The 19,192-nt window shown below is 68.5% G+C and carries 18 protein-coding genes; 15 read left to right on the top strand and 3 right to left on the bottom strand.

Translation table 11 applies throughout. The features are described from left to right. Positions 1–227 precede the first annotated feature (227 nt). From PSEMAI1_RS0118465 to PSEMAI1_RS0118420, 10 genes are all read left to right on the top strand, one after another. The gene (locus tag PSEMAI1_RS0118465; protein ID WP_024304298.1) at positions 228–2,429 is read left to right on the top strand and encodes an FUSC family membrane protein; all 2,202 of its coding nucleotides are present in this window, start codon (positions 228–230) and stop codon (positions 2,427–2,429) included. Between the two features lie 225 nt (positions 2,430–2,654). Further along, positions 2,655–3,872 carry an MFS transporter gene (locus PSEMAI1_RS0118460; RefSeq protein ID WP_024304297.1) on the top strand — a complete coding sequence of 406 codons (1,218 nt, stop codon included), beginning with the start codon at positions 2,655–2,657 and terminating at the stop codon, positions 3,870–3,872. A 174-nt stretch (positions 3,873–4,046) separates the two neighbouring features. Beyond that, positions 4,047–5,249 carry an MFS transporter gene (locus PSEMAI1_RS0118455; protein ID WP_232219954.1) on the top strand — a complete coding sequence of 401 codons (1,203 nt, stop codon included), beginning with the start codon at positions 4,047–4,049 and terminating at the stop codon, positions 5,247–5,249. Between the two features lie 72 nt (positions 5,250–5,321). Next, the gene (locus PSEMAI1_RS0118450; protein ID WP_024304295.1) at positions 5,322–6,329 is read left to right on the top strand and encodes a nucleoid-associated protein; all 1,008 of its coding nucleotides are present in this window, start codon (positions 5,322–5,324) and stop codon (positions 6,327–6,329) included. Positions 6,330–6,437: 108 nt separating this feature from the next. Next, positions 6,438–7,148 (top strand): histidine utilization repressor, encoded by a 711-nt coding sequence (gene hutC, locus PSEMAI1_RS0118445; protein ID WP_024304294.1) that lies wholly within the window; start codon positions 6,438–6,440, stop codon positions 7,146–7,148. Positions 7,149–7,280: 132 nt separating this feature from the next. Further along, a complete protein-coding gene (locus PSEMAI1_RS0118440) occupies positions 7,281–7,934 on the top strand; it encodes a HutD family protein (RefSeq protein WP_084612734.1) in 654 nt (217 codons plus the stop codon). 9 nt (positions 7,935–7,943) lie between these two features. Then, entirely contained in the window at positions 7,944–9,335 is a 1,392-nt protein-coding gene (locus tag PSEMAI1_RS0118435) for a formimidoylglutamate deiminase (RefSeq protein ID WP_024304292.1), read from the top strand. A 30-nt stretch (positions 9,336–9,365) separates the two neighbouring features. Continuing rightward, positions 9,366–10,169: an N-formylglutamate deformylase gene (hutG, locus tag PSEMAI1_RS0118430; protein WP_024304291.1), complete on the top strand. Its 804-nt coding sequence runs from the start codon at positions 9,366–9,368 to the stop codon at positions 10,167–10,169. Positions 10,170–10,341: 172 nt separating this feature from the next. Further along, the gene (locus PSEMAI1_RS0118425) at positions 10,342–11,115 is read left to right on the top strand and encodes an AraC family transcriptional regulator (protein WP_024304290.1); all 774 of its coding nucleotides are present in this window, start codon (positions 10,342–10,344) and stop codon (positions 11,113–11,115) included. 93 nt (positions 11,116–11,208) lie between these two features. Next, complete coding sequence (locus PSEMAI1_RS0118420) at positions 11,209–12,174, top strand: DMT family transporter (protein WP_232219953.1); 966 nt, start codon at positions 11,209–11,211, stop codon at positions 12,172–12,174. Between the two features lie 130 nt (positions 12,175–12,304). Here PSEMAI1_RS0118420 and PSEMAI1_RS0118415 read toward each other — a convergent pair whose 3' ends face one another. After that, positions 12,305–13,231, bottom strand: coding sequence for a LysR substrate-binding domain-containing protein (locus PSEMAI1_RS0118415; protein WP_024304288.1), 927 nt, complete (start codon positions 13,229–13,231; stop codon positions 12,305–12,307). A gap of 107 nt (positions 13,232–13,338) precedes the next feature. On the opposite strand from PSEMAI1_RS0118415, the gene PSEMAI1_RS0118410 reads away from it, so the two are divergent. From PSEMAI1_RS0118410 to hisC, 3 genes are all read left to right on the top strand, one after another. Then, a complete protein-coding gene (locus tag PSEMAI1_RS0118410) occupies positions 13,339–13,944 on the top strand; it encodes an FMN-dependent NADH-azoreductase (RefSeq protein WP_024304287.1) in 606 nt (201 codons plus the stop codon). Positions 13,945–14,179: 235 nt separating this feature from the next. Next, positions 14,180–14,542 (top strand): DnaJ family domain-containing protein, encoded by a 363-nt coding sequence (locus PSEMAI1_RS0118405; protein ID WP_024304286.1) that lies wholly within the window; start codon positions 14,180–14,182, stop codon positions 14,540–14,542. 85 nt (positions 14,543–14,627) lie between these two features. Next, positions 14,628–15,686, top strand: a complete 1,059-nt coding sequence (gene hisC / locus PSEMAI1_RS0118400) for a histidinol-phosphate transaminase (RefSeq protein WP_024304285.1) — start codon at positions 14,628–14,630, stop codon at positions 15,684–15,686. Positions 15,687–15,782: 96 nt separating this feature from the next. On the opposite strand, the gene PSEMAI1_RS0118395 is transcribed toward hisC, so the two are convergent. Continuing rightward, positions 15,783–16,697, bottom strand: a complete 915-nt coding sequence (locus tag PSEMAI1_RS0118395; protein WP_024304284.1) for a DMT family transporter — start codon at positions 16,695–16,697, stop codon at positions 15,783–15,785. 149 nt (positions 16,698–16,846) lie between these two features. Between PSEMAI1_RS0118395 and PSEMAI1_RS0118390 the strand changes: the two genes are divergently transcribed. Then, on the top strand, positions 16,847–17,308 hold the full coding sequence (locus tag PSEMAI1_RS0118390; RefSeq protein ID WP_024304283.1) for an Lrp/AsnC family transcriptional regulator: 462 nt from the start codon (positions 16,847–16,849) through the stop codon (positions 17,306–17,308). A 219-nt stretch (positions 17,309–17,527) separates the two neighbouring features. Here the strand turns inward: PSEMAI1_RS0118390 and hemF are convergent, their stop codons facing one another. Beyond that, the gene (gene hemF, locus PSEMAI1_RS0118385) at positions 17,528–18,436 is read right to left on the bottom strand and encodes an oxygen-dependent coproporphyrinogen oxidase (protein ID WP_024304282.1); all 909 of its coding nucleotides are present in this window, start codon (positions 18,434–18,436) and stop codon (positions 17,528–17,530) included. A gap of 68 nt (positions 18,437–18,504) precedes the next feature. On the opposite strand from hemF, the gene PSEMAI1_RS0118380 reads away from it, so the two are divergent. Then, the gene (locus PSEMAI1_RS0118380; RefSeq protein ID WP_024304281.1) at positions 18,505–19,122 is read left to right on the top strand and encodes a glutathione S-transferase N-terminal domain-containing protein; all 618 of its coding nucleotides are present in this window, start codon (positions 18,505–18,507) and stop codon (positions 19,120–19,122) included. Positions 19,123–19,192: the final 70 nt, after the last annotated feature.

Below are 19,192 nucleotides of genomic sequence, written 5' to 3'. Positions count from 1 at the left end.
GGATGAGCGAAGCCTCCCGAGTTGGGAGGCTTTCTCTTTTCTGCCAGCTCACTCCAGCAGCTGGTCTATCCCCATTTCCAGCTTTTCCCCCGCCTTCTTTGGTAAAGTCCCCGCTACGGTCTCAGCCGTAGCGGCGGGGCCTTTCCTGCCGCGCCTTTCTTCGCCCCGCCGTGTCGGGGCCGGGCATCTGCTTTGCGATGGGTCGAACAACAGCGGATAACAACACCATGCAGATCCCTTCTTCCTGGCAGGGCCGTGCTCGGGCCTTGCTGCGCATCGCCTTGAGCTATTACGTCGCCAACGGCCTGTCGGCGGCGCTCGGCCTGATGCTGATTTCGGGGGGTGTGCATCTGTTTTTGGGGGCGGCCGCCGCCTCGGCGGCGTCGGTGGGGGTGATCGTCTGTATTCCGCCCGACCTGCCGGGCCCCAAGCGCGGCAAGTTCTTCCATCTGTTGCCGGCGGCGCTGATCGGCCTGCCGCTGTTTTTCGGCGTGCAGGCGCTGCATGCCTCGCCAGGTTACCTGGGGCTGCTGCTGGTGCCCGCCAGCTTCATCGCCTTCCTGGCGGCGGCCTGGGGCAAGCGCGGGCTGCCGATTTCGATTTCGGTGATGTTCGCCATGGTGTTTTCGATGGCGGCGCCGGAGTACACCAAGAGCGGCGCGGCGCTCACCAGCACCTTGTATTTCGCCCTGGGCGCGGGTCTGTATCTGGTCTACGCCACCATCGCCCATGCGCTGCTCAACCCGCTCTACCGGGTGCAGATGCTGGCCGATACCTTGCTGACCCTGGGCGAGCTGATGCGCACGCAGGCACAGCAGTTCGCCACGGCCGGTGCCGGGGAGGAGACGGGGCGGCTGCCGCTGATCGGCCGCTTGCTGAAGCAGCAGGCGGCGCTGGCCGATCATCTGCAGTCGGCGCGCGATCTTCTGCTCGAATCGCCGCGCACGCCGCGCCGGCAGCAGTTGGCCGGCATGCTGATGCTGGTGCTGGAGTTGCGCGACCATCTTCTGGCCTGCGAGCTGGATCTCGATACCCTCAAAACCCACCCCGGCCATGAGCCGTTGCTGGACGAGCTGCGCGGGGTGTTGGAGACCCTGGCCGGCGAGGTGGAGCAATTGGCCGATGCCTTGCTGTACAACCGTCTGCCGGAACCGCTCGCGAGCCTGCGTCCGCGCCTGGCGGCCTTGCACTGGGGGGATGAGACGGCGCCGCCGGCCAGCGCCGGCATGCCGTCGCCGGCGATGCTGGCGCGCGGGCTGGCCAACCGCATCGGCCACATCAACGACGAGGTCTTGCGCCTGATCGCGCTGGCGCGTGGCGAGGCCGAGCCCGATCTCGCCGTGGTGCGTGCCGCCTGGCAGATGTTCGTGAGCCCGACCGCCTGGTCGTGGCGGCCTTTCGCCGCCTTGTGGCGCTGGGACGCGCCGCCGCTGCGCCATGCCATCCGCGCCGCGCTGGCCATCGGCACGGCCTACGCGCTGTCGCTGGTGCTGCCGTGGGGCACGCACGATTACTGGATCTTGCTGACCATCGTGGTGGTGCTGCGCGGCAGCCTGGCCCAGACGCTGGAGCGGCGCAACAGCCGGGTGGCGGGCACGCTGATGGGGTGTGTCCTGGCCGGGGCCTTGCTGGCGGCGCATGTCCCGCCGCTGGGGTTGCTGGTGGTGGTGACGCTGGCGCAGGCGGTGGCCCATGCCTTCACGATCCGGCGCTACCTGGTGACGGCGGTGGCGGCCACGGTGCTGGGTCTGGTGCAAGCGCACATGCTCAGTGCCGGTGCGAGCCCGGCCTTTGCCATGGTGGAGCGCATGGCCGATACCTTGATCGGCGTCACTATCGCCTGGCTGTTCAGTTACGTGCTGCCGTCGTGGGAGCGCCATCAGATTCCGGCGCTGGTGCGGCGCACGCTGGCGGCCCAGGCGCGGCATGCCCGCGTGGCGTTGGGGCTGGGGCAGTTGCAGGCGGTGGACAACGAGCCGGAGCTGGCCTGGCGGCTGGCGCGGCGCGAGGCCTACGATAGCCTGTCCGCCCTGGTGCAGGCGACGCAGCGTTCCTTGTCGGAGCCGCGCGCGGTGCGCCCGCCGCTGCGTCCGCTGAGCCGGCTGATGGCGCACAGCTACCAGTTGCTGGCCCAGCTCACCGCGGTCAAGACCATGCTGTTGCTGCGGCGTGATCGGCTGAACCTGGAGCAGATTCGCCCGTCGCTGCAGCAGAACGCCGAGCTGATCGGGGCGACGCTGACCGGCAGCGAGCCGGCGGCGAGCGCCGATTCCGCCCGCGAGGAAGCCGCGCCGGGGCCGGTGGCGCTGCCGGACCCGTTCGAGCACGATCTCAGTCTGTGGCTGCTGCGCCGGCTCGATCTGGCGTCGGATATCGCGGTGAAGCTGCGCGAGGAGGCCCGCCAGGTGCTGGGGCCGCTCGCCAGGTAGCGGTGCTTCTCCACGGTTGTCGTGCTTTCGATGCTGGCGGCGCGGCGGGGAGGGGGCCCCGCAGGTCGACGCTACGTCCTGCCGTCCTCGTTTGAGTTCGCGGGGCGAGTTGCCTACACTTTTCCCTGCGGCTTCCGGCCGGCGGCGGGGATGCTGCCGGTTCTTCACGCCGCCTCACTCGGCCCTGTCCGGGGGGATGGGGCATTCACTTTCTCCGAGGCTCACATGCCGACCGATCCGTCGCGCCAGGATGGCGCCCTGAAAATGACCGCCGCAAGACCCGTCATTCCGCGCACGGTGTGGGCGCTGGGCTTCGTCAGCCTGTTCATGGACGTGTCGTCGGAGCTGACCCACAGCCTGTTGCCGCTGTTTCTGGCCGGCACGCTCGGGGCCAGCGCCCTGGTGATCGGGGTGATCGAGGGCATCGCCGAGGCGACGGCCCTGATCGTGAAGATCTTTTCCGGGGCGATCAGCGATTTCATCGGCCGGCGCAAGGGCTTGCTGCTGGCGGGCTACGGGCTGGCCGCGCTGACCAAGCCCTTGTTTCCGCTGGCGTCCTCGGCCGAGACGGTGTTCGCCGCGCGTTTTCTGGACCGCATCGGCAAGGGCATTCGCGGGGCGCCGCGCGATGCGCTGGTGGCCGACGTGGCGCCGCCCGAGATCCGTGGTGCCTGCTTCGGCCTGCGCCAGTCGATGGACACGGTGGGCGCCTTCCTCGGCCCCTTGCTGGCGATCGCGCTGATGGCGGCGCTGGGCGGGGATATCAAGCTGGTGTTGTGGTTCGCGGTGCTGCCCGCCGTGGTGGCAGTGGCGCTGATCGTGGCCGGCGTGGAGGAGCCCGAGCGGGGGCCGTCGGCGCATCGCTTCCGCTCGCCGATCCATTGGGGCGTGCTGCGGCAGTTTTCCGGGGCGTACTGGTGGGTGGTGATCGTCGGGGCGGTGTTCACGCTGGCCCGGTTCAGCGAGGCGTTCCTGGTGCTGCGCGCCCAACAGCTTGGCTTGTCGGCCACCTGGGTGCCGGCGGTGATGGTGGTGATGTCGCTGGTGTACAGCCTGTCGGCCTATCCGGTGGGGCGGCTGTCGGACAGCATGAGCCGCACCGCTCTGCTGGGGGTGGGGCTGCTGCTGCTGGTGCTGGCGGACGTGGTGCTGGCGCGGGCGGGGTCGGTGACGGGCCTCTTGGCCGGCGTGGCCTTGTGGGGGCTGCACATGGGGTTCAGCCAGGGCATCCTGGCCGCGCTGGTGGCCGATACCACGCCGGACGAGCTAAAGGGCACGGCGTTCGGCGTGTTCAACCTGGTGAGCGGCGGCTGTATGCTGTTCGCCAGCGTGATCGCCGGCTGGCTGTGGCAGGTGCACGGTTCGGCGACGACTTTCTACGCCGGGGCGGTGTTCGCCGCGTGCGCCTTGCTCCTGCTGTGCGGCCGGCACGGACGGCGTTGAGTCTTGTCGTTTTATGACGATTATCGGTCGTTTTTGAGCGCGTTTGGGGCGGGGCAAGGGTCATGATGGGCGCATCGTTGCGCCTTTCCTGCCGCCGCACGCCGCCGCCTTCCGGGCGGAGGCGTCTTTGCAATGCGCACCCGCTGTGACGGGTGCTTTTGGTTTGTAATCCTGATGACGAGTTTTCCTGTGCAGGCGCCGGCCGTGAGCGGCTGGCGCACCGTCCTGCGCTCGGTGGCGGCGCTGCTGCTGGGCTATACCATCCTGATGGCCGGCAACGGCCTGTTCACCACGCTCACCGCCTTGCGGCTGATCGGCAGCGGTTTGTCCACGACGCTGACCGGTCTGGTGCAGTCGCTTTACTACGTCGGTTTCTTCGCCGGAACCTTCGCCTGCGGCGGCTTGATCCGCCAGGTGGGGCATCACCGCGCCTTCGCCGTGATGGCGGCAACCATCACCTGCGTGGCGCTGGCGCAGTCGCTCGGGGTCAGTCCCTGGCTGTGGGCCTTGTGCCGCTTGCTGACCGGCATGGCGCTGGTGGGCATCTTCATGGTGATGGAGAGCTGGCTCAACGGCTGCGCCGCCAACCATCTGCGCGGCCAGGTGATGTCGGTGTACATGATCACCGGCTATCTCGGCATCAGCGCCGGGCAGTGGCTGCTGAACGTGCCGCTGTCGGCGAGCGGCAGCCTGTTCAGCCTGGTGGGCATCTTGTTCGCGCTGTCGGCCATCCCGGTGACGCTGACCACGCCGGGGACGCATCTGGGGGTGTCGCCCAATCTGCTCGAAACCATCTTCCGCCTGCTCGCCACGGTGCGCCAGATGGCGCGGCTGGCGCCGATCGGGCTCGGCGCGACGCTGGTGGCCGGGGGGCTGAACGGGGCGTTCTATACCATGATTCCGGTGTTCTTCGCCCGCCACGGCTACGGCGAGGCGGACATCGCCGAGTTCATGGGGCTGTCGATGCTGGCGGCGCTGTCGCTGCAGTGGCCCTTGGGGCGGTTGTCGGACCGGGTGGACCGGCGCACGCTGCTGGCGCGGCTGTGCCTGGCCATCGGCAGCATCTCGCTGGTGATCGCGCTGAGCGGCAAGTCGGCCTGGCTGTTGTGGCTGATCCTGGGCTACGTCAGCGTCACCTTCACGCTGTACGGCATCGCCAGCGCCATCGTCAACGACGTGATGCCGCCCGAGTCGCGCATCGACACCAGTTCGGTGCTGCTGCTGGCCTTCGCCGCCGGGGGCATCGCCGGTCCCTTGCTGGTGTCGCTGTTCATGGACGGACTGGGGCCGGCGGGCTACTTCTATTGTTCGGCGGTATTGAGCTTCGGCCTGCTCGCCTGCATGACGGGGCGCCGGCCGACGGCCTTCGGGGGCTGAGCGGCGGGCCGGCTTGCCAGAGGCAGGGGCGGCGGCAATAATCGCGGCTCGTTGGCGAACAGGGAGACGGAGATGGTGATCGGCGAGGCGAGGGTGGAGCGGCTGGTGGTGCACCGCGTGGGCAATCCGGCGCGCGGGGAGCCGCTGCAGTTGTCGGAGCGCACCACGGAGGTGAACGATGAGGTGTCGGCGCTGATTCTCGAGGGCTATCTCAAGGGCATCGTGTCGGACAAGAAGAAGTACCAGTTCGTGCACGAGTCCGATCTCAATCTCAACGAGCTGTACCACTACTCGCGCCAGTTCTTCCGCGACGAGCTGGATTTCCTCGAGCTGTCGCGGCGCATTGCGCGCCATCTGTATGCGCGTTCGCAGCATCCCAACATCAGCGCCGGCGACTTGCTGGTGGTGTTGTTTTCCGGCCTCGCGGAGGGGGAGGAGCCGCAGCGCGCGCTGGGCGTGTTCAAGTCGGAGATTCGCGACGATTTCCTGACCGTAATCGAGTCTGGCACGGTGTTCGACCTGGGCCACGCGTCCGGCATCAACCCGAGGCTGATCGACAAGGGCGCGCTGCTGTTGGAGCACGGCCCGACGGTATACGCGGTGGACCGGCTGGGCCAGCAGGCCAAGTTCTGGCTCGACGATTTCCTGCAGGCGCTGCGCGTGCCCGATAGCGGTTCGCGCAGCCGCATGGTGGCCGAGGTGGTGGAGCAGATTTCCGGCGGGATCGACGACCCGCTGGAGCAGGCGCGCTTCAAGGACGAGTGCTTGGCGCTGTGCCAGGCGGAGGAGGCGGTGTCGGCGGGACAGGTGAGCGCGGTGGCGGAGCGCTTTGTGCCGCGCGAGCAGGTGTCGCAGGCCTTCGACACGGCCGCCGAGTCGTACGGCTTCGCGCTCGACGACAGTTCCGAACTGCCGGCGCAGGGCATGGCGAAGCGGCTGGAGCGCATGCTGAGCAAGGTGGGCGTGGGGCACGGCATGAGCCTGCTGCTGCCGTCCTCGTTCGGGTTGCAGAATTTCCACTCGCTCGACGACGGCGAGGGCGGACTGACGCTGACGATCAAGCTGCGCCGGCGCGAGTAGGGCCGGCCTCTTGGCTATAGCCCGGCGTGGCGGCCGGACTATGTCTAGACAAGTTTGGCGCGTGCTATAGTGTCAAGCATTCCCATTCTTCATCTAGATCGCGCCTCCATGTCCCAAACCGCCACCAAACCCGTTCCTGCCTACGTGCAAATCAAGGACTACGTCCGTCGCCAGATCGAGAGCGGCACCTGGCCGATGGGTAGCCTGATCCCGTCCGAGCACGAGCTGGTCAAGCAGTTCGGGGTTTCGCGCATGACGGTGCACCGCGCCTTGCGTGAGCTGACCGCCGAGCAGGTGCTCAACCGGGTGCAGGGGGCGGGCACCTTCGTCACCGGGCAGAAGTACCAGTCGACGCTGATCGAGATCAAGAGCATCGCCGAGGAGATCAAGGGACGCGGCGACGAGCACAGCAGCGAGGTGCTGATCCTGGAACGCACGACCGATCCCAAGGCGCTGGCGGCGCTGGAGCTGCCGGCCGACGCCTATGCCTTCCACTCGCGTATCGTGCATTTCGAGAACAGCGTGCCGATCCAGCTGGAGGACCGCTACGTCAACCCGCGCCTGTACCCGCATTACCTCGAGCAGGACTTCCGTCTCATCACCCCCAACGAGTACATGACGCAGGAGGCCGCGCTGCAGCGCGCCGAGTACGTCATCACCGCGCGCCTGCCGGACGCCGTGGCGCGCCATCGGCTGCAGATGGACATCGGCGACCCCTGCCTGGTGCTGCACCGCCGTACCTGGGCGCACGAGCAGGTGGCGACCGACGTGACGCTGTGGCATCCGGGCTCGCGCTTCCAGTTCAGCGGCCGCTACTGAGGTCCTTCCCTTCTTTTTCCGCCGTCTCTGCATGCGGTTCCGCACTTGTATATACAATAACGCTGCGCTACACTGGCTGAACTTGTATAGACATTGACGCGGCCATGCCGGCCGCTCCATGGGGGAGGCCAGATGAACAAGCCACAGCACGACGCCGGGATGACCGAGGCGCCGAGCCGGGTGCCCGATTACACGCTGATCCGCGGCGCCGCACTGCAAGCGCGGCCGTGGAAGAACGGCGGCGGGGTGACGCGCGAGATCGCCGCCGGGCCGGACGACGCCGGGCTGGACGATTTCGCCTGGCGCGTGAGCCTGGCCGACGTGGCCCAGGCCGGGCCGTTTTCGCGTTTTCCCGGTGTCGACCGCACCCTGGTGCTCTTGGCCGGCGACGGCATGCGTCTCGAGCAGGACGACGGCACGGTGTACGCCTTGTGCCAGCCGCTGGCGCGTGCCGTGTTCGCCGGCGAGGCGGCGATCGAGGCCACGCTGCCCGGCGGTGCCACGCGCGACTTCAACCTGATGCTGCGCCGCGATGCCGCGCAGGGCCGGGTCGAAGTCTGGCAGGGGGCCGGCCGGCACGTGCTCGACGGCGACGTGGTGCTGCTGTTCTGCGCGCAGGGCCGGGTCGAGCTATCCCTCGGCGGCGACGCGCCGCTTGCACTCGAGGCCGACGACACGCTGCGTCTCGACGCCGCCGCCGCCCTCGACTGCCGCATGGCCGGCGATGGCTCACTGCTCGCCGTCAGCATCCGCCTGCTGGCGCCTTCCTCTTCCGACCATTCCTGAGGTGGACCGATGACTTCCGCACCCCATTCCCTGTTTGCCGATCGCGCGCTGCTGCCCGAGGGCTGGCGCCGTAACGTGCTGCTGCGCTGGGACGCGTATGGCCTGCTGAACACCGTCGAGCCCGATGCGGTGCCGCCCGAGGGCGTCGAGCGCGCCGCCGGCCCGGTGATCGCCGGCATGCCGAACCTGCATTCGCACGCCTTCCAGCGCGCCATGGCCGGGCTGACCGAATACCTCGGCCACCCGCAGGACAGCTTCTGGAGCTGGCGCAGCCTGATGTACCGCTTCGCCGGGCGACTGACGCCGGACACGCTGGAGGCCGTGGCGCGCCAGCTTTACGTCGAGATGGCCAAGGCCGGCTACACCTCGGTGTGCGAGTTCCACTACGTGCACCATGACGCCAACGGCCGGCCTTACGCCAATCCGGCCGAGCATTGCGAGCGCCTGATCGCCGCCGCCGCCGATGCCGGTATCGGCCTCACGCTGCTGCCGGTGCTGTATCAGCAAAGCGGTTTCGGCGCCAAGCCGCCGCTGCCGGAGCAGGCACGCTTCGTCGCCAGCACCGACTGGATGCTCGATCTGCTGGCGCGGCTGCGCCGCGATCATCCGCAGCATGCCGGCCTGCGCTACGGCGTGGCGCCGCACTCGCTGCGCGCCGTCACGCCGGCCACGCTGGAAGCCTTGCGCAGTGGCCTGCACGGCGACGATCCCGGCGCGCCGATCCACATCCACATCGCCGAGCAGACCAAGGAGGTGGACGACTGCGTGGCCGAGCTGGGCAAGCGCCCGGTGCGCTGGCTGCTCGACAACCAGCCGCTCGACGAACGCTGGTGCCTGGTGCACGCCACCCACATGACGCCGGACGAAACCGCTGACCTGGCGGCGAGCGGCGCGGTGGCCGGCATCTGCCCGACCACCGAGGCCAACCTCGGCGACGGCATCTTCGACGGCGTGGCCTACCTCGCCGCCGGCGGCAACTGGGGGATCGGTTCGGACAGCCATGTCAGCGTGTCGCTGGTCGAGGAGCTGCGCCTGTTGGAATACAGCCAGCGCCTGCGCGACCGGCGCCGCAATGCGCTCGCCAGCGCCGACGCCCCGGTGGTGGCGGACCGGCTGTACGCCCAGGCCGTGGCCGGCGGCGCGCTGGCGACCGGGCGGCCGGTGGCCGGGCTGGCGGTCGGCCAGCGTGCCGACTTGCTGGTGCTCGACGCCGAGCACCCCAACCTGGCGCAGCGCGTGGCTGACCAACTGCTGGCCGGACTGGTGTTCTGCCAGCACGGCGAGACGCCGATCCGCGACGTCTATGCCGGCGGTCGGCGCATTGTCGCCGAGCGGCGCCACGTTTCCGAGGTGGCGGCGGCACAGGGTTACCGCCAGGCACTGGCCGAGCTGCTGGGCTGATCTCTAATCACTTCGCACGGAATTCGGACGATGGATACCCCGATCTACACCTTGCACCGCGGCAGCGCGCCGCTGTTGATCTCGATGCCGCACGTCGGCACCGAGCTGCCTGCCGAACTAACCGGGCGCCTGGCGCCGGTGGCGGCCGAACTGGACGATACCGACTGGCATCTGCCGCGGCTGTATGACTTTGCCGTCGCGCTGGGCGCGTCGATCCTGATCCCGCGCTACTCGCGCTACGTCATCGACCTCAACCGTCCGCCGGATAACGCCAACCTCTATCCGGGCCAGGATACGACGGGGCTGTGCCCGGTCGACACCTTCGCCAAGGTGCCGCTGTACCGTCCCGGCGAGGAGCCGGACGATACCGAGATCGAACGGCGCGTCGAGCGTTACTGGCGCCCTTATCACCTGGCGCTGCAGGACGAGATGGCGCGCATCAAGGCCGAACACGGCGTGGCCTTGCTGTGGGAGGCGCACTCGATCCGCTCCGAGGTGCCGCGCTTCTTCGAAGGCAAGCTACCCGACTTCAACCTGGGCAGCGCCGGCGGCGCTTCCTGCGCTGAGGGCCTGGGCGAGCGTCTGCTGGCGGTGGCGCAGGGTTTCCCGGCCTACAGCGCGGTGCTGAACGGCCGCTTCAAGGGCGGCTACATCACCCGCGCCTATGGCCAACCCGACAAGGGCCAGCACGCCATCCAGCTCGAGCTGTCGCTCGCCACCTACATGGAAGAGCAGGCGCCGTACGCCTACGACGAGGCGCGCGCGACGAAGGTGCAGCCGGTGTTGCGCGCGCTGCTGGAGAGCCTGCTGCAGTGGACTGATCAGCCGGCCTGACGGCATTCCGGAAAGATGCGCGGCCCCGTTTCCCGGCAGGGAGCGGGGCCGTTTTGTGCGTGGATGGCCTGTCGAGCGTCATTTTAGGGCGCAAGCGGCGCCATGACGGTTCTCCTCGGCGCGCTTGTCGGGCAGACTATCGCTTATCCGCCACCGCTACGCCGTTCGTTTCATGAACCCCTCGCTGTCCGTCCGCCATTACCTGCCCGAGACGCAGGCCCACAGCCACGACCACGCCCAACTGGTGTTTGGGCTGGACGGCGCGTTGCAGATGGACGTCGAGGGCCGTGCCGGCTGCGTCGCGGCGCAGCAACTGGCGGTGATTCCCTCCGCCTGCCGCCACGCTTTCGCCGGCGCCCAGGCAGCGAGCTGCCTGGTGCTGGACGTGTCGTCCGGCGTGGACGGGCTGGGTGCGTTGCTCGGCGCCGGGGCGGACGAGGCGCGCCGGTTGCTCGACACGCCGGGCACGCACGTGCTGAGCCCGGCGCTGGCATCGTTGGTGAGCGGCCTGGCGGCGCTGCCGACGCTCGACGCCGCCGTCGGCCGCCACGGGGCCGCCCTGCTGCTGGCGGGGCTGGTGCAGCAGCCGGCGGCGACGCTGCCGGGCCTGCCGCTGGCGCGGATCGATGCCTTCATCGACCGCCACTGCGCCCACCCCTTGCAGGTGCGCGACCTGGCCGAGCTGGTCGGGCTCGCGCCGTCGCGCTTTCACGAACGCTTCCTCGCCGAGACCGGGCTGCGTCCGATGGAGTACGTCCGCCGGCGCCGCCTGCGGCTCGCTCGTCTGCTGCTCACCACCACCATGCTGCCGGTGGGCGAGGTGGCGGCGCGCACCGGCTACTCTTCGCAGAGCGCCTTCACCAGCGCGCTGGTGCGCGAGTTCGGCGAGACGCCGAGCGCACTGCGCCGTGCCGCGCGGGCGGAGTCGCGCACCAAGCCGGCGTAGTCCGGCGACAGATTTTTTCTCTTTCCTTCACTACACTGCCGGGCAAATGGGGCGGAGCGCGTCCACACGCCGAGCCGCAACGGACTGACGGGAGTGAAGGTGATTCAAGGTGTGTTGTACGGCCTCGCGGCCGGTGCCCTGTGGGGCATGGTGTTTCTGGCGCCGCGCGCGCTGTCGGCGTTCTCGCCGCTGGAGCTGGCCTCGTGCCGCTACCTGAGCTACGGCGTGGTGTCCTTGCTGATGCTGCTGCCCTTGTGGCGCGGCGTGCGCGGGAAGCTGCAGCACGAGGACTGGCTGGCGCTGCTGCGGCTCTCGCTGATCGGCAACATCATCTACTACGTGCTCTTGATCAGCGCGGTGCAGCTGGTCGGCATCGCGCCGACCTCGCTGATCATCGGCGTGCTGCCGCTGCTGATGACGGTGATTGGCAGCCGCGAACACGGCGCCTTGCGCCTCTCCGCGCTGGCCTGGCCGCTGGCGCTGATCATGGCGGGCGTGGCGGCGATCAACCTCGACGTATTCCTCTACGCGCCGGACCCGGCCAACGACAGTGCCGGCTGGCTGGTCAAGCTCGGGGGGCTCGCCTGCGCCGTCGCCGCCCTGCTGTCGTGGACCTGGTACGCGGTAGCCAACGCGCGCTATCTGCGCCAGCATCCGCGTTTCAACAGCCACGAGTGGTCGCTGCTCACCGGGGTGTGCACCGGGGTGTTGGCGCTGCTGCTGGCTTTGCCGGCGGGCTGGCTGGCGCTGTCGGTGCCGGCTTCGGCCGAGCGCGACTGGGCGCTGTTCGCCGGCATCACGGTGGCGGTGGCGCTGGGCGCCTCGGTGCTCGGTACCGGCCTCTGGAACGCCGCCAGTCGCCGCCTGCCGCTGACCCTGAGCGGGCAACTGATCGTGTTCGAGACGCTGTTCGCGCTGTTCTACGGCTTCCTCTACGAATGGCGCTGGCCGCGTCCGTTCGAGAGCCTGGCGATGCTGCTGCTGCTGGGCGGCGTGCTGTGGTCGTCGTGGCTGCATCTGCAGCCCAACGAACCCCTGGCCGACGAGATGCCGGTGTGAGCGCGTGAATAAATCTGCTGCGCGCCCCGATCCCGATCCTGTGATGCTCGCCGTACCACTTGTACGGCTGTGCTTCTCGGATCGGCCTAGGGGCGCTCGCGACGATTTCTTCTACACGCTCCAATGAGGCTCAGCCCAACCGCTCGTAGCCCGGATGCTCCTGCGGCACCAGTTCCGCGGCGAGGAAGTCGATGAAGGCGCGCACTGCCGGCACCAGCCCGCGCCGGCTCGGGAACACGGCGTGCAGGATGCCGCCGGGGATGACGTAGTTCGGCAGCAGCCGTGTGAGCCGTCCTGCCGCCAGCGCCTCGTGACAGAGCTGCGCCGGCAACAGCGCCACGCCCAGTCCGGCCTCGGCCGCCTCGGTCAGCACCATCAGGTCGTCGGTGATCAGCCGCGGCTGTTCGATCTGCACGCTGTAGTTGTGGCCGACCTCGTCGAGCAGGGCGAAGTGGCCGCGTCCGTCCGGCCAGCTCATCGACAGTGCCGGCAGCGCGGCGAGCTCGGCCGGGCTCACCGGCGTGCCGTACTGTTCCAGCAAGGCGGGGCTCGCCACCAGCGCCTGGCGGGCGATGCCGAGCCGGCGCGCCACCAGGCTTGCACTGTCCTCGATCACGCTGCGCACCCGGATCGCCACGTCGATGCCTTCCTCGATCAGGTCGACGCGGCGGTTGGTCGCCTCCAGCAGCAGCCGCACCTGCGGATGGCGCTGCATGAAGCGCGGCAGAATCGGGCCAAGTTCGGTCTTGGCCAGGAGCTCGGGGCAGCTCACCCGGATCAGCCCGCGAGCCTCGGCGGTGACGCGCGAGATGCTTTCCTCGGCGGCGTCGGCCTCGGCCAGCATGGCCTGGCAGTGGGCGTAAAAGCTGGCGCCGACCTCGGTCAGCGCCAGCTTGCGCGTGGTGCGCTGGAGCAGGCGCACGCCGAGCTCTTCTTCCAGTCCGGCCACGCGCCGCGACAGGCGCGACTTGGGGATGCCCAGCACGCGGGAGGCGGCGTTGAAACCGTTGTGTTCGACCACCTTGGCGAAGAACAGCAGGTCGTTGAGGTCGCGCATGAAAATTGTCCTATCGGTGGAACAATGCTTCTTATTTTAGCCGTCTAGTGGCGATTGGCGATAAAACCTACCATGCACCTGTACCCACTTTCTACAGGAGCACCACCATGAAACTGCTGCACATCGATTCCAGCATCCTCGGCAACTCCGTTTCGCGTCAGCTGACCGCCGCCCTGGTCGACAACGTCCGTCGCCAGCATCCGGCGCTCGAAGTGAGCTACCGTGACCTGGCCGGGGCCGAAATTGCTCACCTGTCCGGCGAGATCATCGGTGCCAACTTCACGCCGGAAGCGGACTGGACCGCCACCCAGCGCAGCGAGAAGGCGCTGACCGACGAGCTGATCGCCGAGTTTCTGGCCGCCGACGTGATCGTGATCGGTGCTCCGATGTACAACTTCTCGATCCCGTCGCAGCTCAAGGCCTGGATCGACCGCGTGGCCGCCGCCGGCCGCACCTTCAAGTACACCGAGAACGGTCCGGTCGGCCTGGCCGGCGGCAAGAAGGTGCTGATCGCCTCCAGCCGCGGCGGTGTCTACTCCACCGAACAGGGCCGCCTGATGGACTTCCAGGAAGACTACCTGAAGACCGTGCTGGGCTTCCTCGGCATCACCGACGTCGAGATCGTCCGCGCTGAAGCGGTCAACATGGGCGAAGACCAGCGCGCCACCGCGATTCATGCGGCTAAGTCGGCGATTGCGGAACTGGCCGTGTAACCCATCCCATTAGGCAGCTGCGCCTGTGCATCTTGAGCGCCGGCGGTGCTCGGAATCCTCATGGACTCTGTGTCCATTCCGGTTCCTGTGCGCCGGCGGCGCTCAACCTGCTTTGGCTCGCAAGCCTACTGGGACAGGTTATATTGCCGGCGATTGTCGTCATCATGACTAAAGGGGCTTCGGCCCCTTTTTTCATGCCGTCGCCCGAGCTAGCATCAGGGGAGGAGGGCGTGGCATGGACATCCTGGCACTGATCGGCGAAAAGCGGCTGGCCGAAGCGGCGGAGAAGGGCGAACTGAGCAACTTGCCCGGCGAAGGTCAGCCGTTGCCGGAGGATGACATCAGCCCGCTGGTGCCGCCCGAGCAGCGCATGGCCTGGCGCATCCTCAAGAACGCCGGCTACCTGCCGCCGGAGCTGGAGGCGCGGCGCGAGGCGGTGCAACTGGCCATGACGCTGGCCGACGCCGAGGGCGAGGCGCTGTCGCGCGGGCTCAAGCGCCTAGCGCTGCTCAACCAGCGTCTGACCGAGGTGGGTCTCCCTCCCGTGAGTGCCGAGGGGGCGTACGGCGCCAAGCTCTTGCGCCGGCTGGAGCGCTAGCGGGACGAACGGTGCTGCCGTCGCGGCGCGCCGTTTGTTAGGATGGAGGTTTTCCAGCCATCCATCCCGTCATCCCGGTCCTGTCATGAGTCAATACTGGAGTTCCACCGTTTCCCGCCTGACGCCGTACACCCCCGGAGAGCAGCCGCAGCACCAGCGCCTGATCAAGCTCAACACCAACGAAAACCCCTACCCACCGTCGCCGCGCGCCGTCGAGGCGATGGGCCGTGAGCTGGGCGCATCGTTGCGTCTCTATCCCAACCCGGACAGCACGCCGCTCAAGGCCGCCATCGCGCACCGCCATGGCCTGACCCCGGCCCACGTATTCGTCGGCAACGGCTCGGACGAAGTGCTGGCGCATGCCTTCTGCGCGCTGCTCAAGCATGAGCTACCGCTGCTGTTCCCGGACATCAGCTACAGCTTCTACCCGACCTACTGCAAGCTCTACGACATCGATTACCGCACCGTGCCGCTGGCCGACGATTTCAGCCTCGCTATCGACGACTACCTCGAGCCCTGCGGCGGCATCATCTTCCCCAACCCGAACGCGCCGACTGGCCGCCTGCTGGCGCTCGACGCGATCGAGCGTCTGCTCGCGGCCCAGCCGCAGCGCGTGGTGGTGGTGGACGAGGCCTACATCGACTTCGGTGGCGACAGCGCGATTTCGCTGGTCGAGCGCTACCCCAACCTGCTGGTGGTGCAGACGCTGTCGAAGTCGCGCTCGCTGGCCGGGCTGCGCGTCGGCTTCGCGGTCGGCCATCCGGCGCTGATCGACGCGCTGGAGCGGGTCAAGAACAGCTTCAACTCCTACCCGCTCGACCGCATGGCGATCGTCGGCGCCACCGCCGCGATCGAGGACGAGGAGTACTTCGACAGCACGCGCCGCGCCGTGATGGCGAGCCGCGACACGCTGACGGCGGGGCTGGAAGCGCTGGGCTTCGAGGTGCTGCCGTCCGCCGCCAACTTCGTGTTCGCGCGCCACCCCGGCCATGACGCCGCCACCCTGGCTGCCGCGCTGCGCAGCGAGGGCATCATCGTGCGCCACTTCAACGCCCCGCGCATCGCCCAGTTCCTGCGCATCACCGTCGGCTCCGACGAGGAGTGCCAGGCGCTGCTGGAGTCGCTGCGCGCCAAGCTGGGCTGAGCCCGCCGCGCTGTCCGCTATCCTTCAGATAGCATCATGGCCGCCGTCGCGTGAGCGAGGGCGGCCATGTCTTTTTGTACGATCGCTCGGTCCGGGCTAACGCCGCGGTGGCAGCGGCCGGCTGGCGCCGATCACCCCGGCCACGATCAGCGCCATGCCGAGCAGCGAACCGGCGCCGGGCATTTCGCCGAACAGCGGCAGCGCCAGCAGCGAGGCCAGCACCGGGGTCAGTGCGCCGGCGGCGGAAGCCGTCTCGGCGCCGAGACGCGAGATGGCGACGGCGTAGCACAGCGTGGAGACCAGCCCCACCCCCAGCCCCTGGATCAGCCCCTGCAGCGCCCACTGACCGGCCGGCAGCGTCATCAGCCCGAGCGGAGGATGCAGCAGCAGCCACGGCAAGAGCAGCACCAGCGAACCGGTCGAGATCAGCGCCGCGCCCTCCAGCGGCGACAGCCCGGAACGGCGCAGCGCCAGCGTGTAGTTGGCCCACATCAGGCTGCCCAGCAGGAACAAGGCGTAGCCCCGTCCCAGTTCGCCCTGACCGTGGTTGAGCACCAGCAGCACCAGCACCCCGGCGCCGATCAGCAGCAGGGCCGGCAGGCGCGCAGCCGGCGGGCGCTGGCGATAGAGCAACGCCCCCAGCACGGCGACCAGCAGCGGCAGGGTGCCGGGAACCAGCGTGCTGCCGTCGGCCACCGGCGCGTGGCGCATGCCGAGGCCGGCGATCAGGAAATAGGGCAGGCCGGCGCCGACCAGGATCGACGCCAGCAGCGGCCACGGCACCGCCACGATGCGCCGCCAGCGCGCGATCAACAGCGGCAGGAAGCCGAGCCCGGCCGGGGCGAAGCGGATCAGCGCCAGTTCCTCCGGGCGCAGCTGGGCGCGTGCGCCGGCGCGCAGCGACACGAAGAAGCTGGCCCATATCAGCACGGTCACCGTCAGCGCGGCGATGCCGGCGACGAGGCCTGAGCGCGGGGCGGCGGCGGGCAGGGCGAGAGTGGCGGCGGACATGGCACGGCTCCGGGAGTGGGGGACGACTCGATTATCGGCGCGTGCGGCGAGGGGTTTCCGGCAAAATGCGGCAGGTTTAGCGTCAGTCTTGGTGGAAAACGGCGTAGAACCGGCTATAGTTGGCGGATTCAAGCAATGGAGGGCAGGCCATGGACCGCATCGACCGGCGCATGCTGGAACTGCTGCAGACCGAGGGGCGGCTGAGCACCGCCGAACTGGCCGAACGCGTGGCGTTGTCGCCGACGCCGGTGGCGCGCCGGCTGAAGCGGCTGGAGGAAGAAGGCTTCATCAGCGGCTACCGCGCGGTGCTGGACCGGCGGCGCCTCAAGCTCGCCACCACGGTGTTCGTCAGCGTGCGGCTGATGCACCACCGCGAGGACGCCTCGCGGCTGTTCGAGGATGCGGTGCAGCTGATGGACGAAGTGATCGACTGCCACGTGGTGTCGGGCGCCTACGACTACCTGCTGGAAGTGGTGGTGCCCGACCTGCCCGGCTACGAGCGTGTGGTGCGCAAGCTGCAGACGCTGAGCATGGTGCAGGACATGACCAGCAACTTCGCCATCCGCACCGTCAAGAGCGGCGCGCCGCTGCCGCTCGACGCGCTGGAGTGAGGGGGAGGATTACAGCCAGTGGGTAGGATGGGTGAAGCGTAGCGCAACCCATCACCTGATGGGTTACGGTGCCTGGCACCTCCACCCATCCTACGGTTGCAGCCGGCAGGGAGGGTGAAATCTGTAGGATGGGTGAAGCGCAGCGCAACCCATCGTCCGATGGGCTACGGGTGCATGGAGCCTTAGTCTACGGTTGCGCTCTGTATGAGGAGCGCCCGCTCACAGCCAGTCGCGCGGCGGCAGGAAGCGCTCATACAACTCCGCCTCCGGCGTACCCGGCTCGGGGTGGTAACCGTACTCCCAGCGCACCAGGGGCGGCATCGACATCAGGATCGATTCGGTGCGCCCGCCCGACTGCAGGCCGAATAGCGTGCCGCGGTCCCATACCAGGTTGAATTCCACGTAGCGCCCGCGCCGGTAGAGCTGGAACTGGCGCTCGCGCTCGCCCCACGGCATGTCCTTGCGCCGCGCCACGATTGGCAGGTAGGCGTCGAGGTAGCCGTTGCCCACCGCCTGCTGGAAGGCGAAGCACTGTTCGAAGCCCCAGGCGTTGAGGTCGTCGAAGAACAGCCCGCCGATGCCGCGCGCCTCGTTGCGATGCTTGAGGAAGAAGTACTCGTCGCACCACTGCTTGTACTTGGGGTAGACCTCGGCGCCGAACGGCAGGCACAGGTCGTGCGCCACGCGGTGCCAGTGGCGCGCATCCTCCTCGAAGCCGTAGAACGGCGTCAGGTCGAAGCCGCCGCCGAACCACCACACCGGCGCCTCGCCCGCCTTCTCGGCGATGAAGAAGCGCACGTTGGCGTGGCTGGTGGGGACGTAGGGATTCTGCGGATGCACCACCAGCGAGACCCCCATCGCCTCCCAGTGCCGGCCCGCCAGCTCCGGGCGGTGCGCGGTGGCCGACGGCGGCAGCGTGTCGCCGGTGACGTGCGAGAAATTGACCCCGGCCTGCTCGAATACCGCGCCGCCGGTCAGCACGCGGCTGCGTCCGCCGCCGCCCTGGGGGCGCTGCCAGCTGTCCTCGGCGAAATGTGCGTCGCCGTCGGCGGCCTCCAGCCCGGCGCAGATGCGGTCCTGCAGATCGGTGAGAAAGGCGTGCACCACCGTGGAGGAAAATTGGCTCATTCGCGGTATCCTAGCGTGATCGTTAGCGCGGCATTGTAACCGACAGCGCCGCCCGGCAAGGAGCATCCATGATCACGTTGTATACCTGGGGCACGCCCAACGGAAGGAAAGTCTCGATCCTGCTCGAGGAACTGGGGCTGGACTACCACGTCGAGCCGATCGACATCGGCCAGGGCGACCAGTTCTCGCCGGCCTTCCTCGAGGTCAACCCGAACGGCAAGATCCCGGCCATCGTCGACAGCGACGGCCCCGAAGGCGGCCCGATCACCGTGTTCGAGTCGGGCGCCATCATGATCTACCTGGCGGAAAAGTACGGCCGTTTCCTGCCGTCAGCCGGCTTTGCGCGCTACCAGGCGCTGCAGTGGCTGATGTTCCAGATGGGCGGTTTCGGGCCGATGCTGGGGCAGACCCACCACTTCCTGCGCTACGCCCCGGAAAAGGTGCCGTACGCGATGGAGCGCTACCACAAGGAAACCCAGCGCCTGTACGGCGTGCTCGACACGCGCTTGGCCGAAACGCCGTTCGTCGCCGGCGACTACAGCATCGCCGACATGGCGCTCTACCCCTGGGCGGCGCGCCACGAATGGCACGACATTGATCTGGCCGCCTATCCCCATGTCGAGCGCTGGTACCGCGAGGTGGGAGCGCGTCCGGCGGTAGTACGCGGCATGCAGGTACCGGCCTAAGCCTACCCCATTAGGCGGCTGCGCCTTCGTATCTTGGGTGCGTAGGATGGGTGGAGGCATTCTTCCTTCG

It is taken from the genome of Pseudogulbenkiania sp. MAI-1, from assembly GCF_000527175.1.
Classification (GTDB): domain Bacteria; phylum Pseudomonadota; class Gammaproteobacteria; order Burkholderiales; family Chromobacteriaceae; genus Pseudogulbenkiania.
Note: the sequence above shows the minus strand (reverse complement) of the source record. Positions and strands in the feature narration are given on the sequence as shown.